The organism is Rhizobium sp. ERR 942, from assembly GCF_007828395.1.
Classification (GTDB): Bacteria; Pseudomonadota; Alphaproteobacteria; order Rhizobiales; family Rhizobiaceae; genus Rhizobium; species Rhizobium dioscoreae.
The window spans coordinates 267253-280759 of the sequence record NZ_VIUA01000005.1 but is presented as its reverse complement, the minus strand read 5'-3'; the positions used below and the strand labels follow the sequence as shown (position 1 = coordinate 280759).

General features: G+C 61.3%; 10 protein-coding genes and 1 riboswitch. Of the genes, 5 read left to right on the top strand and 5 right to left on the bottom strand.

Annotated features, from left to right (window positions below):
• The first annotated feature begins 94 nt into the window (after positions 1-94).
• The 5 genes from FBZ97_RS21440 to FBZ97_RS21420 all read left to right on the top strand — a co-directional run bounded on the left by FBZ97_RS21440 (position 95) and on the right by FBZ97_RS21420 (position 7068).
• Positions 95-1630, top strand: a complete 1536-nt coding sequence (locus FBZ97_RS21440; RefSeq protein ID WP_113389785.1) for an MDR family MFS transporter — start codon at positions 95-97, stop codon at positions 1628-1630.
• Between the two features lie 70 nt (positions 1631-1700).
• A riboswitch (TPP riboswitch) is annotated at positions 1701-1817 on the top strand.
• A 50-nt stretch (positions 1818-1867) separates the two neighbouring features.
• Entirely contained in the window at positions 1868-2896 is a 1029-nt protein-coding gene (gene thiB, locus FBZ97_RS21435) for a thiamine ABC transporter substrate binding subunit (protein ID WP_113421228.1), read from the top strand.
• Positions 2897-2900: 4 nt separating this feature from the next.
• Positions 2901-4544: a thiamine/thiamine pyrophosphate ABC transporter permease ThiP gene (thiP, locus tag FBZ97_RS21430; RefSeq protein WP_246661823.1), complete on the top strand. Its 1644-nt coding sequence runs from the start codon at positions 2901-2903 to the stop codon at positions 4542-4544.
• Positions 4537-5265 carry an ATP-binding cassette domain-containing protein gene (locus FBZ97_RS21425; RefSeq protein ID WP_113421230.1) on the top strand — a complete coding sequence of 243 codons (729 nt, stop codon included), beginning with the start codon at positions 4537-4539 and terminating at the stop codon, positions 5263-5265. Before thiP ends, FBZ97_RS21425 begins: the two co-directional genes overlap by 8 nt.
• A gap of 378 nt (positions 5266-5643) precedes the next feature.
• The gene (locus FBZ97_RS21420) at positions 5644-7068 is read left to right on the top strand and encodes a M48 family metalloprotease (RefSeq protein WP_246661196.1); all 1425 of its coding nucleotides are present in this window, start codon (positions 5644-5646) and stop codon (positions 7066-7068) included.
• Between the two features lie 28 nt (positions 7069-7096).
• Here FBZ97_RS21420 and FBZ97_RS21415 read toward each other — a convergent pair whose 3' ends face one another.
• The 5 genes from FBZ97_RS21415 to FBZ97_RS21395 all read right to left on the bottom strand — a co-directional run bounded on the left by FBZ97_RS21415 (position 7097) and on the right by FBZ97_RS21395 (position 13424).
• Positions 7097-7960, bottom strand: coding sequence for an RNA polymerase factor sigma-32 (locus FBZ97_RS21415; RefSeq protein WP_113352721.1), 864 nt, complete (start codon positions 7958-7960; stop codon positions 7097-7099).
• Between the two features lie 407 nt (positions 7961-8367).
• Complete coding sequence (locus FBZ97_RS21410) at positions 8368-8940, bottom strand: CarD family transcriptional regulator (protein WP_069611538.1); 573 nt, start codon at positions 8938-8940, stop codon at positions 8368-8370.
• 399 nt (positions 8941-9339) lie between these two features.
• Positions 9340-9678, bottom strand: coding sequence for a ferredoxin FdxA (gene fdxA / locus FBZ97_RS21405; protein ID WP_069611537.1), 339 nt, complete (start codon positions 9676-9678; stop codon positions 9340-9342).
• 206 nt (positions 9679-9884) lie between these two features.
• On the bottom strand, positions 9885-10289 hold the full coding sequence (locus tag FBZ97_RS21400; RefSeq protein WP_113389779.1) for an RNA-binding S4 domain-containing protein: 405 nt from the start codon (positions 10287-10289) through the stop codon (positions 9885-9887).
• A gap of 3 nt (positions 10290-10292) precedes the next feature.
• The gene (locus tag FBZ97_RS21395) at positions 10293-13424 is read right to left on the bottom strand and encodes a helicase-related protein (RefSeq protein ID WP_113352723.1); all 3132 of its coding nucleotides are present in this window, start codon (positions 13422-13424) and stop codon (positions 10293-10295) included.
• Positions 13425-13507: the final 83 nt, after the last annotated feature.

Here is a 13507-nt window from a genome sequence, read left to right as displayed (position 1 = left end):
GCTAATGGCACATATATCTCAACTGTGAAAACCGGGCGTCCCGCGCATTCGATCGACCGCGCAACGTTTCGGCCAAGTTCGGATTTCCTGCCCCATGGACATGCAGACAAGCTTCACGCCGCTCGTGGCGGATCATAAGCGGCGGCTTATTCTTTTCCTGTTTCTGATGACCGCCATGTTCATGGCAACTCTGGATAACCAGATCGTCTCGACGGCACTGCCGACGATCGTCGGCGAATTCGGGCATCTGGAGCGCTTCGGCTGGATCGGATCAGCCTATCTTCTTTCGCTCTCCGCCGTCATGCCCGTCTACGGCAAGCTCGGCGATCTCTTCGGCCGCAAATATGTGATGATGACGGCGATCGCGATCTTCACGATCGGCTCCGCCGTCTGCGGCCTGGCCGTCTCGATGGATACGCTGATCGCCGCCCGCGTCCTTCAAGGCTTCGGCGGCGGCGGCATCATGGTCTCGATCTTCGCTGTCAACGCCGATCTTTTCGAGCCGCGGGAACGCGCTCGCTACCAGAGTTACTCGAGCCTGGTGCTCATGGCTTCCGGCGCCATCGGCCCGGTTCTCGGCGGCACGATGAGCGATCTCTTCGGCTGGCGTTCGATCTTCCTCGTCAACGTCCCGATCGGCTTTATCGTGCTGGCCGGCCTTGCTACCATGCTTCCCTATCGCAAACCGGCCCGACGCCCGAAGATCGACTATGCCGGCGCAATCGTTCTTGCGCTGACGACGACGAGCATCGTGCTTGCCGCCGACGGCAGCGAACTCTTCGGATCTCTGCTGTCGCCGCAGTGCCTCGGTATCATCGCCTTCGGCGTGATCTGCGCTATCGCCTGGGTCTTCATCGAGCGTCGCGCACCGGAGCCCATCGTGCCGATGACGTTGTTCCGTAACCCGACATTCGGCCTTCTGCTGATCATTTCGATCACAAGCGGCGCCGTGGCCATCGGCATGGTCAACTATTTTGCGCTCTTCCTGCAGACGACGACGGGCCTTTCGCCATCGATGGCCGGGCTGCTGTTCATTCTCCTGACCGGCGGCATCGTCTGCGGCTCACTATCGGCCGGCCGGCTAATTGCCGCGAGAGGGCGCTACAAGCCCTTCGCCGTCGCGAGTGCTGCCTGCAGCGCCATCGCGTTCGGCTCACTTGCCTTCCTGCCTGCCGGTACGCCCATCGTCATCATCGGCGGCCTGATGCTGCTGCACGGCATCGGCATCGGCCTTGCGCAGCAGGTGCCCGTCATCGGCGTGCAGAATGCAGCGGCTTCCCGTGACGTCGGCGCGGCAACGGGTGCCGTCACGCTCTCGCGCATGGGCGGCGCCTCCATCGCCATCTCCATCTACGGCGCCATCATCGCCGCCAAACTCGGCAATGTTGGTATCTCCATATCAGGCGTATCCGATATCGAGCAGCTGACGCCGAAGATGATGGCGGCTTTGCCGGAAGCAACCCGCGAGGCGGTCGCCAATGCCTATGCGAGCGCCTTCAGCCCGCTGTTCGTGACCGCCGCCGGCATCTGCCTTCTCGGCCTTTTGACCGCGCTGATGCTGAAGAACGTGCAGCTTCCGGGGGCGACGAAGAAATTCGAAAGCCCGGCGGTCGCGGAGGCTGCCGAGTAAATCCTCCATGCTGCAATCGGCAAGGGCATCATTTCCCTTGTCATCCCTTCGTCACAAGGCTAAATCTGCCGACGCTCTAACGGGGTGCCTTATGTCCTTCGGACATTTCGGCTGAGAGGCTTTCACCGGCCAACCCGCGGAACCTGATCCGGCTAACACCGGCGGAGGGATTAGACGCGTGACGAAATCATAGCGCCCTTTTCCCCTTCAAGACGAAACCAAAAAGGAGGCGCTGTCATGCAACACCGTTCGCTATTGTCATTCTTCGCAGGCCTGGCCTTTGCCGCCGGAACGTCGTTTTTTGCTGCCCAGACGGCCGAAGCAGCCGACAAGACGCTGACCATCTACACCTATGAAAGCTTCACCGCCGACTGGGGGCCGGGCGCCAAGGTCAAGGCCGCTTTCGAGAAGACCTGCGGCTGCACGGTCAATTATGTCGCCGTCACCGATGGCGTGGCGCTTCTCTCCCGCCTGAAGCTGGAAGGGACGGGCACCAAGGCCGATGTCGTTCTCGGCCTCGATACCAATCTCATCGATGAAGCGAAGGATACCGGCCTCTTCGATGCCAGCGGCGTCGACACCTCGGCCCTCAAGGTTCCCGGCGGTTTCAAGGACGATGTTTTCGTGCCCTACGACTACGGCCATTTCGCCGTGATCTATGACAGCCAGACGGTCAAGAATCCCCCCAAGAGCATGAAGGATCTCGTCGAAGGCGATCCCAATCAGAAGATCGTCATCGAGGACCCGCGCACCTCGACGCCGGGTCTCGGTCTGCTGCTCTGGGTCAAGTCGATCTACGGCGACAAGGCCGCCGATGCCTGGACAAAGCTCAAGGGCCGCATCCTGACTGTCACCCCCGGCTGGTCGGAAGCCTATGACCTCTTCACAAAGGGCGAAGCGCCGATGGTGCTCTCCTATACGACGTCGCCTGCCTATCATATGATAGAGGACAAGACCGACCGCTATCAGGCAGCCGACTTCTCGGAAGGGCATTACATCCAGATCGAGGTCGCCGGCCTCATCAAGTCCTCGCCGAACAAGGAGCTTGCGCGCGACTTCCTCAAATTCATGATCTCCACGGGCTTCCAGGACATCATCCCGACAAGCAATTGGATGATGCCGGTTTCAGCCACTTCGGAGCCGCTGCCGGACGCCTTCGACAAGCTCGTGGTGCCCTCGAAGACCTTCCTGATGAGCCCCGCCGATGTCGACAAGAACCGCAAGGCCTGGATCGACGAATGGCTGGCCGCCACCAGCGGCAACTGATGCCTTGACGACACTCACGGCACCAGAGCGAAGACGCGCCATTTCCGGCGGGGCAGTCAGCCTCGCCGGCATCGTGCTCTTCGTCGGGATCGCCGTGCTCATTCTGCTCGCCGCCGGCATCGACTCCGGCGGTACCAATCCCCTGGCAGATCCCTACTTGCTGCGCGTCCTGCGCTTCACTCTGCTGCAGGCGGTACTCTCGACGCTGCTTTCCGTTGTGCTCGCCATTCCGGTCGCGCGCGCATTGGCGCGCCAGCCGCGCTTTCCCGGCCGCCTTTGGCTCATCCGGTTGATGGCCGTGCCGATGGGCCTGCCCGTACTGATCGGCGCGCTCGGCCTGCTCGGCATATGGGGCCGGCAAGGTCTGCTCAATCAGGCCCTCGCAACTCTCGGCCTGTCGCATCCTATCAGCATCTACGGTCTTGCCGGCATCCTGCTTGCGCATGTCTTCTTCAACATGCCGCTCGCCAGCAGGCTGATGCTTGCCGGGCTGGAACGTGTTCCTGCGGAATATTGGCTTGTGGCCGGCGGACTCGGCATGCGGTCCGCCTCGGTCTTCCGCTTCATCGAATGGCCCATCCTGCGTGGCCTCATTCCCGGCATCGCCGGGCTGATCTTCATGCTCTGCGCCACTAGCTTCACACTGGTCCTGATCCTCGGCGGCGGTCCGGCTGCGACAACGCTTGAAGTGGCGATCTACCAAGCGCTGCGCTTCGATTTCGATCCCGGCCGCGCCGTCATGCTGTCGCTTCTGCAAATCGTCGTCACTCTCGTCATCCTCGGCGCCATGACATTGTTTCGTGCCCCTGACGATCATGGCCTCACCAGCGGCCGCGCCCCGCGGCGCATCGATGGGCAGGCGCCTGCCCGTCGATGGATCGATGCCGCTGTGTTGTCGGCGGCCACGCTCTTTCTCGGCCTGCCGCTCGCCTCGGTCGTCGTTACCGGCGTTGAGGCGAACCTCTTCAGGCTCGCCGGCCAGCCGATCTTTCTGCAGGCGGCTGCCACCAGCCTGGCGATTGCGCTCGTCGCCGGGCTCCTGGCCGTCCTGACATCCTTTGCGATCATCCGAGCCCGAACGGTGATATCGGCGGATCGCCGCAAGACCTTCGGCCTCCGCGGCCTGGCAATCGTGCTGAGCGGAAGCTCTTCCCTCATCCTGCTGGTCCCACCCATCGTGCTGGCGACCGGCTGGTTTCTGGCACTCCGGCCCTTGGGCGACCCGAGCCGCTTTGCGGCCATTCTGATCGTCGTCATCAACGCGCTGATGGCGCTGCCCTTCGTCATCCGTGTCATCGAGCCAGCCTATGCGGTCCATGTCCGTCGCACCGAACGTCTGGCGGCAAGCCTCGGCCTTCACGGCATTTCCCGCCTTCGCCTCATCGATTGGCCCGGCCTGCGCAAGCCGCTCTTCACGGCACTTTCCTTCGCCATGGCGCTGTCGCTCGGCGATCTTGGCGCGGTTGCCCTCTTCGGCTCGGACAGCCTGATGACCTTGCCCTGGCTGGTCTATAGCAAGCTCGGCAGCTACCGCACCAATGATGCCGATGGATATGCCTTGATCCTTGGCCTGGTATGTCTTCTCCTGACCATTGCCGGCACGGCCGGCCAGGGTGCACGCGATGACGAAAGCAGACGACATGGCTGACGGCCGCGACATGAAGGAACAGGGCATTGCCATGGCCGGTGTCGAGCTGCGCCTCGGCACCCATGATTTCCGCTTCGACTGTGATTTGCCACAGGGCAAGATCATCGCCGTCGCCGGCCCGTCGGGATCAGGAAAATCGACCTTCCTCAATTTGCTAGCCGGCTTCGAACCGCCGGATCGAGGCCGCGTTCTGCTTGCCGGACAGGACGTAACCGGCCTGCATCCCGCTGAACGGCCCGTGTCGCTCGTCTTCCAGGACAACAACCTCTTTGCTCATCTCGACCTCTTCACCAATATCGGTCTCGGCATCAGCCCATCGCTGAGGCTCTCGGCGCAGGACCGGCAAAGGGTTTCGCAAGCCCTGGCGCGCGTCGGCTTGCCCGGCTTCGAGACGCGCAAGCCGGGGACACTCTCCGGCGGCGAACGCCAGCGCGCCGCCTTCGCGCGGGCGCTCGTGCGCGACAAGCCGATCCTTTTGCTCGACGAACCCTTCGCCGCCCTCGATCCCGGCCTGCGCTCCGGCATGGTCGAACTCCTGAAAACCCTGCATCGCGAAACCGGCAATACGGTGCTGATCGTCTCGCATGATCCGGCCGAAGTGCGGCGCCTTGCCGACCACGCCGTCTTCATCGATGGCGGCGCCATCAAGCTCGCCGCTCCCATCGGGACCTTCCTGAAGACGGACGGCATTCCGGCACTGACCACATTTCTGCAACATTGATTGCGTCGCAGCATCTTGCCGCCGGTTTTGCCTTAATTTCGTCGCGGCAAGCGGCTGAAAGTCCTGGGGAATGCTTGCTAAAATACAACGCCGCCACATTTAAACGGAGTCTCGCTATGCAACCGGTGCCAAAATCGGCTACAGCAAGGGGTGGAGACCGTCCGGGTAAATGCGGATCGATGGGGGCGGAAGTAACCTTTGTCGGCGCACGACGATGATCGGCCCGGTAAGGATCAACCGGATTTGGCGCCGAGCCGGCATGACAGCGAAATGAGTAGGATGCAGGTCCTGAAGCAGAGCAAGCGAGCACAACGAAGGATCGATGCGACCGTCGCAGCCCGTTTGCGCCGCTTTGTCCCCGTACTTACGGCCGCGGCGATGTTGAACGGCTGCCAGACGGTGCTGGATCAATCCTACCAGCCGAGCGTTTCTCCCTCCGCCAATCCGCAGATCGTCTCCGAAGTCCAGAAGAACGACCCGCGCGCGCAGATGGGCGCTCGCGAGCATCCGCGCATTCTCGCAAGCTATGGCGGCGAATATAAGGACGCCAAGACCGAGCGGCTCGTCGCCCGCATCGCCGGCGCCTTGACCAGCGTGTCGGAAAATCCGCAGCAGTCCTACCGCATCACCATTCTCAACTCTCCCTCGATCAACGCCTTCGCGCTGCCGGGCGGCTATCTCTATGTCACGCGCGGCCTGTTGGCGCTCGCCAACGACGCTTCAGAAGTCGCTGCCGTGCTGGCGCATGAAATGGCGCACGTCACCGCCAACCACGGCATCGAAAGGCAGAAGCGCGAGGAGGCCGAAGTCATCGCTAGCCGCGTCGTTTCGGAAGTCCTGTCGAGCGATCTGGCCGGCAAGCAGGCGCTTGCCCGCGGCAAGCTGCGCCTTGCCGCCTTCTCGCGCCAGCAGGAGCTGCAGGCCGACGAGATCGGCATCCGCACGCTCGGCCAAGCCGGCTATGATCCATATGCCGCCGCTCGCTTCCTGAACGCGATGGAAGACTACAGCCGCTTCATGTCGGCCAATTCCGACGTCGACCAGAGCCTGGACTTCCTTTCGAGCCACCCGAGCACGCCGCAGCGGATCGATCTTGCCAAGGCGCATGCCCGCGAATTCGGCGAGGAAGGCAAGGTCGGCGACATCGGCCGCGATTATTACCTGAACGGCATCGATGGGCTGCTCTATGGCGACAGCCCCGAGGAAGGCTATGTGCGCGGCCAGACCTTCCTGCATGGCGGCCTCGGCATCCGCTTCGACGTGCCGCCCGACTTCCGCATCGACAACAAGGTTGAAGCCGTCATGGCGACTGGCCCGGGCGATATCGCCATCCGTTTCGATGGCGTTGCCGATACCCAAAACCAGAATCTGACGAACTATATTTCCAGCGGCTGGGTCACGGGCCTCGATCCCAATTCGATTCAGTCGATCACCGTTAATGGCATGCCGGCCGCGACAGCGCGCGCCTCCGCCGATCGCTGGGATTTCGATGTCACGGTGATCCGCGATCGCACGCAAATCTTCCGTTTCCTGACGGCAGTGCCGAAAGGAAATATCGCCCAGCTCGATCAGACCGCAAATGTCCTGCGCGCGAGCTTCCGGCATATGACGCCGGAGGAGGCGGCCTCGCTGAAGCCGCTGCGCGTGCGTGTCGTCACCGTCAAGCCTGGCGACACCATCACCACGCTCGCTGCCCGCATGATGGGCACCGATCGCAAGCTCGACCTGTTCAAACTGATCAATGCCCTACCAACCGGGGCGACGATTGCGCCGGGCGATAGGGTCAAAATTATCTCGGAATAGATCGCTCCCAGCCGGGAGAAGATCTGCCTCAGGCGTAGCTTGCCATGCGCGGGTCCGCATCGACAAGCGCATTGCGGAGCTTGTCCAGGGCGCGGCTTTCGATCTGCCGCACGCGCTCCTTGGAAATACCGAGATCGGCCCCGAGTTCTTCCAGCGTTGCGCCATCTTCGACAAGACGACGCGCCCGGATGATCTTCATCTCGCGCTCGTTGAGATGCTTCAGAGCCGATGCCAGCCAGATGCGACGGCGTTCGCCATCGATCATGTCGGAGACCTGCTCGTCGGGAAGCGGTTCGTCGCTGATGAGAAAATCAATGCGTTCGGCGCTTTCGGAATCGCCGGCAATCGAAGGCGCCTGCAGCGAGGTGTCGCTACTGGAAAGGCGCGCATCCATCGTCTGCACGTCGGCGAGGCTGACGCCAAGCGTGACGGCGATTTCCTCGTGGATGGACTGGACGGTGACGCTGGAATTGCTGCGGGCAAGCTTGGCGCGCAAACGGCGCAGATTGAAGAACAGTGCCTTCTGGGCGGAACTCGTGCCGCCGCGTACGATCGACCAATTGCGCAGGATATAGTCCTGGATCGAAGCGCGGATCCACCAGCTTGCATAGGTAGAGAACCGAACCTCCCGTTCCGGTTCGAAGCGGGCTGCCGCTTCCAGCAAGCCGACATAGCCCTCCTGCACTAGATCGCTCATCGGCAATCCGAAATTACGAAATTTCCCCGCCATGGAAATGACGAGGCGCATATGGGCGGTTGCGATCTGATTGCGGGCACCACGATCCTCGTGATCCTTCCAGCGAATAGCGAGATCGTGTTCTTCGTCGCGATCGAGATAGGGAGCAGCCATCGCAACTTTGATCATGCGCCGATCTGCAGACATATTCGTCATATGCATCTCCTAGGTTCGGCCTCAAATCGTCTCTATGCCGCGGTCGACGAAAAGGGCAGCAAGCATCGCTTCCGAACATCGCTGTTCGGATGGAAATCAATGAATGAAATTGCGAATTGGAAACCGATATCCGGCTGGCCGGATTATCGATGACTAGTCTAGTTCGATCTCATCGAACGGGTCTGACGATTGAATCATCTTCAGATCGCCGGGGAGCTTCGAGTGAAAACGCATAGGCCGGTCCTCGTGAATGTCTACAATACGGCCTGTATGGAACCCCCTCTCCACAGGAGAGTACCCACACCGACCGCCAACACGAGGCTTAAACGCGGCAGAACGGAAAAGGTTCCAAAGAAAAAAACCCGGCACGAAGGCCGGGTTTTTGAAGCAATGGTGGCGTCTTGGCCTTATGCGGCTTCGTCCTGCGAGTCGTCGTCGTCGACGACCTTGCCGCGCTTCGGGCCCTTGTTCAGATTGGTCTCGACAAGGCGAACGGCTTCGGTTTCCGACATCTTGTTGACGGCCGCGATTTCGCGCGCCATGCGATCAAGAGCAGCTTCGTAAAGCTGGCGCTCCGAATAAGATTGCTCCGGCTGGTTCTCGGCACGATAGAGATCGCGAACAACCTCCGCAATCGAGATCAGATCGCCGGAATTGATCTTGGCATCGTATTCCTGCGCGCGGCGCGACCACATGGTGCGCTTTACGCGGGCCTTGCCCTGCACGACCTTCAATGCACGCTCGACGAAATCCGTCTCGGAAAGCTTGCGCATGCCGATGCTCATGGCCTTGGCCACCGGCACCTTCAGGCGCATCTTGTCTTTCTCGAAGTCGATTACGAACAGCTCGAGCTTCATGCCTGCGACTTCTTGTTCTTCGATCGCAGTGATCGTACCGACGCCATGGGCCGGATAAACGATCGCTTCACCAGTCTTGAAGCCGTGGCGTGCTGCTGAAGGTTTTTTCTGCTGGGTCGTCATTCTTTTCAAAAACTCCCTGTTACGCGCCCCGTTAGGGCCGGGGTGCCGGGTCAGTCAGGCCCGGATGAGACGGACGTACCGTCGGGTCACTTCATCCTGGTCCAGCCAGACTTATGCAAACAGAAACCCATCCATCGCGATCCGGGACCCGACAACACAATACGTTGATATGTCAAGGAAACCGCGTACGGATTGGTGATTTGCTTTCGTGATGGTTTTGGGCATGCGAAATGCCGCAGTGGATCAGTATGAGGAACCTATCACAAAAATCTGAGGAAATCAATAATTTGCTGCACGCGCGCCAAAATGGCCACGTTGACCGACCAGCGGCCCAACGGCAATGATTCGCTTTCTGCGATATCGACTACACCTTTATCGCTGGCCTGTCACGACCTTCGATCAGTCGCCCGCGCCGGGGTTGGCCGAGAAATATTTCTCGAATTTACCCTGCTCGCCGTCCATTTCCTTGGCTTCCGGCATCGGGTCGCGCTTGACGGTGATGTTCGGCCAGATGGCGGCGTATTCCGCATTGACCTTCAGCCACTTGTCGAGACCCGGCTCCGTATCGGGCTTGATCGCCTCGGCAGGACATTCCGGCTCGCAGACACCGCAATCGATGCATTCGTCGGGATGGATGACGAGAAAGTTCTCGCCTTCGTAGAAGCAGTCGACGGGGCAGACTTCCACGCAGTCGGTATATTTGCAGCGGATGCAATTGTCGGTCACGACATATGTCATGAAGCACTCCAGGAATGTCTTTAGTTCCCGCGGATGCGCAACCTGGAACGTCGCACCTCTCCGCGGAGCCGAACGGGCACACGAATGCGTCACGCACAAACGCGCCGTCCGGCGGGTTACCGGCAGGTTGATCGTGAGGTATCCACTTTGCCAGCCAATTTCAAGGACAAACAATCTTGAAAACCGCCTGCGACAGGCAGAGTTTTCTAATCGTCGTCGGCGGTGAGGCGGTCGATTGCGCGCCGATCTCGTTTCGTGGGTCTGCCGCTGCCCGGTGCGCGCAACGCCTGCTCGAACGGGGTGAGACGTTTTGTCTCATCCGGCGGCGGCGTCAGATCTTCGTAAAGCAGCCTGGCTTCCTCGAATGGCCCCCTGCGTTCGCCGGACGCCCGCACGATCAACACAATATCGCGACGCTCCAGCGAGAGCTCGATCCGATCGCCTGCCTTGACGCCGAAGCTCGATTGGGCGATCCGCTCACCATTCACCCTGACACTGCCGTTTTGCACATAGAGCTGGGCCAGCGAACGGGATTTCACCATGCGGGCAAAGAACAGCCATTTGTCGATGCGCTGGCGCGAACCGGAAAATGGCTGTTTCTCGTCCGTCATGGCCTATTTCTTCATCTGCTCCTTGAGGGCAGCGAGCTTGGCGAAAGGAGAATCCGGATCGATCGGCTTTTCCTTGCGCGGCGGCTTGGCTTCGAAGCGCAGCGGCTGCGATGCGCCGCGATTGTTGCGGTCGCCGCGCTCCTGACGATCACCGCGTTCGCCACGGTTGCCCTGATGCTGCGGACGGCCACCTTCGCGATTGCCGCGCGGACCCTTATCGCCGCCACGAGCTTCACGATTGTCGCGTCCGTCGCGACGATCACGACCGCCTTCGCGATTGCCTTCACCAGCGGCTTGCTCGCCGCCGCCGCGGCGATTGCCCTGGTGACCACGGCCCTCGCCCTGCTGGCCGCGACGATCGCCATGGCCACGGCCACCCTGGCGCTGCTGATGGTCATTGCGACCACCCAGACGCCAGAGCAGAACCGGCTTGGTCTCTGCCGCTTCCGCGGCAACGGCACCAGCTTCGGTAGCCTCGGCGGCCTCAATCGCTACGGAAACCGGTTCAGCCGACGCATCCGCAGCCGGAGCTGCTTCCTGGGTAACAGCTTCCGTTTCCTTAGCCGGCTCTTCGGTCGCAGCGTCGGCATCATCATGATCGGCCTTCTCGGCTGCGGCTTCTTCAGCTGGTGCGGCGGGCGTTGCAGCCGCATCTTGCTGAGCGAGGAAGGCCGCAGCCTCCTCCGCCCTCACCGAATCGGCGCGATAACCGAGACCCTTGAGAATTTCCTCCATGTCCTCAAGCGTCGCACCGAGAATGGAGAGCATCGCGGTCGTCGTCGTGAAGCGACGGCCGTCATAGGCGCCGTCGGGGCGCGAAGCCTGGCCAGGCTTCCACTGCAGGAGCGGACGAATGAGGTCCGCCAAGCGCTCCAGAATGTCGATACGCACCGCGCGCTTGCCGAGGAACCGGAAGCCTGCAAGCTTGTAGAATGTGCGCTCATATCCAGGATCGGTAACGACCGAGGTACGGCCGGCAGCTAGAACCGGAATCAGATCGCCATAGCCGGGCTTGTCCAGGCCGTCATTCTTCAGTGCCCAGAGCAGCGTAATGAGCTCGGCCGGAGCGGGTTTCAGAAGGGCGGGCACGAAAATATGGTAGGCGCCAAAGCGAACGCCGTAGCGGCGCATCGAGGCACGCCCGTCCTGATCCAGCGACTTCACTTCTTCCGTAACGTCGCGGCGGAACAGAACGCCGAGATTCTCCACCAGCTGGAAGGCCAGTCCCTTGGCAAGGCCCTGCAGATCTTCGGCGCGCTGGAGATCGTCCAGCGGCTTCAGGACGGTGCTGATGTGGTGATTCACGAAACGTTCAATACGAGCGGCGACATGATCGCGCGCATTGCCGGTCAGCTGCTCGTCGGCGAGCAGGATGACGCGCGGACGCATGACATGATCGCTGCCTGACAGGCGCGCGACGGGATCGCCGAGCCAGCGCACGAGGCCATCGGCACTGATCGCGAGATCGCCGTTGCCGGCCGCATGCAGACGTGCGGCACGTGCCTCGAATTCCAGCGCCAGCGCCTTTTGCGAGGCCGTCTGGACGGCCTTGGCATCAGGCCCTTCGGTCCCTGCGATAGGCGTGAACCGGAATCCGGTCAACTGTCCCACATGATGTCCCTCAACGAAGACATCTCCATTCACACTGATTTCAGCTTCCAGCATCGCATTCTCTCTCAGGCGCTTCATGAGCACAGATGTCCTGCGATCAACAAAGCGTTTCGTCAACCTCTCATGTAACGCGTCGGACAATCGATCTTCGATTTCCCGCGTCTTTTCTTGCCAGTGTGTCGGATCGGCAAGCCAGCCAGGCCGGTTCGACACATAGGTCCAAGTCCTTATCTGCGCGATTCGCGCCGAAAGCGTGTCGATCTCGCCGTCCGTCCGATCGGCGCGATGCACCTGTTCGGCCAGAAAATCCTCTTTCACCGTGCCATAGCGCACGAGATCGGAAAAGAGGGCGGCAATGAGATCGGCGTGCTGGGCAGGCGTGATGCGCCGATAGTCGGGAAGCGCACAGGCCTCCCACAATTTCTCAACCCGAGCCGGGTTGCTGGCAAGATCGACTATCTCCAGATCGCGTGACAGATATTCCAACGCCTGCTGGTCTACCGCAGGCAGCGCCCGCGTCAAGCCCTGCACGCGAGGCGCGTCTTCCAAACTTGCACGCAACGCCGCGATCGAAGCGAAATCCAGATCCTTGCTGCGCCATTGCAGCACCTTGACCATATCGAATTCGTGTCCCTCGATCCGGCGCACCAGCTCGTCATCGAACGGGTCCACCTGCCCCGTCACCCCGAAAGTGCCATCCTTAAGGTGACGGCCGGCACGACCTGCGATCTGGCCAAGCTCGGCCGGATTGAGGTTGCGGAACTGATAGCCGTCGAACTTGCGGTCCTGGGCGAAGGCGACATGATCGACATCGAGGTTGAGCCCCATGCCGATCGCATCTGTCGCAACCAGATATTCGACATCACCTTCCTGATAGAGGGCCACCTGCGCATTGCGGGTACGTGGACTGAGCGCCCCGAGAACGACGGCCGCGCCACCGCGCTGGCGGCGGATAAGCTCGGCGATCGCATAGACCTCGTCGGCGGAAAAGGCGACGATCGCCGTGCGCTGCGGCAGGCGCGTGATCTTCTTCTGCCCGGCGTAGAAGAGATGCGACAGCCTGGGCCGTTCGAGAACCGTAATTCCTGGCAGAAGCTGTTCGAGAATCGGCCGCATGGTGCCGGCACCAAGCAGCAGGGTTTCATCGCGGCCGCGCAGATGCAGGATACGGTCGGTGAAGATATGCCCGCGCTCTAGGTCACCGGCAAGCTGCACCTCGTCAATGGCGACGAAGGAAGCGCGCGTCTCGCGCGGCATGGCCTCGACGGTGCAGACCGAATAGCGCGCATTGGGTGGCGATATTTTTTCCTCGCCGGTCACGAGCGCGACATTGTGTGCCCCGACCTTTTCGACGACGCGCGTATAGACCTCGCGGGCAAGCAGCCGCAGCGGCAGGCCGATCACGCCGCTGCCGTGTGCCACCATGCGCTCGATAGCATAATGGGTTTTGCCGGTATTGGTTGGTCCGAGCACCGCGGTTACGCCGCGTCCGCTCAGGATCATGGGCTGCGAAGTCTGAGTCATAGGTCCGTGCATGGGCGAGAAACTACCGTCTTCCGATCAGCATGTTCCTCCTGGAGGAAACGAACAGATGACGACCATATGTG